This window comes from Streptomyces prasinopilosus (assembly GCF_001419695.1).
Taxonomy (GTDB): domain Bacteria; phylum Actinomycetota; class Actinomycetes; order Streptomycetales; family Streptomycetaceae; genus Streptomyces; species Streptomyces prasinopilosus.
This window is the reverse complement of record NZ_LIRG01000503.1, coordinates 1-529: the sequence shown is the minus strand read 5'-3', so window position 1 is coordinate 529 and position 529 is coordinate 1. Positions and strand designations below refer to the sequence as shown.

Here is a 529-nt window from a genome sequence, read left to right as displayed (position 1 = left end):
GACCTGCGGGGCCGGCGGATCTGCAGGAGGTGCAGGGTGGGGTCGAGGTTCTCGACGTCGACGACGATCGGCCACCTGCCCATGGTCCGCACCTCGTTGCCGAGCCACATCTCGACGTTGTGGTTGCCGGACGAGATCCCCTCGGCGCCCGGGAGGTTCGGGGCCAGGACGCAGGCGTCGGCGTAGCGGACGGTCCGGCTCCCGCCGTCGTACCAGACCTTGACGAAGTCGGTCCTGCCGCCGCAGTCGGTCCGGTTGATCGCCGAAGCCGTGGAGACGGGCAGGGCCGCCGTCATGACCCCCGCGGCCACCACGGTGAGGGTTAGGCGCGAGAAGGAACGCTCCAGGGAAGCGGGAAAGACCTTCCCCAGTGGCGCGGCGTCACCGAACGCCCCAAGGGGCGACGCAACAACCGCTTCTTTCCGGTCAGTTGCGTCCACAGGAGAGGAACGTGCGGATGCGGCGGAGCGGGCGTGCCGCTGCCCGCGGGCGACCCGTGCGCGCGGGCCGGCGGGGGACGGAGCGGGGC

At 71.8% G+C, this 529-nt stretch carries 1 protein-coding gene; it reads right to left on the bottom strand.

Translation table 11 applies throughout. The annotated features are described in order from the left end of the window. The coding region (locus tag AOK18_RS33395; protein WP_167738715.1) for a hypothetical protein at positions 1 to 311 on the bottom strand (311 nt) is incomplete at its 3' end. Positions 312 to 529: the final 218 nt, after the last annotated feature.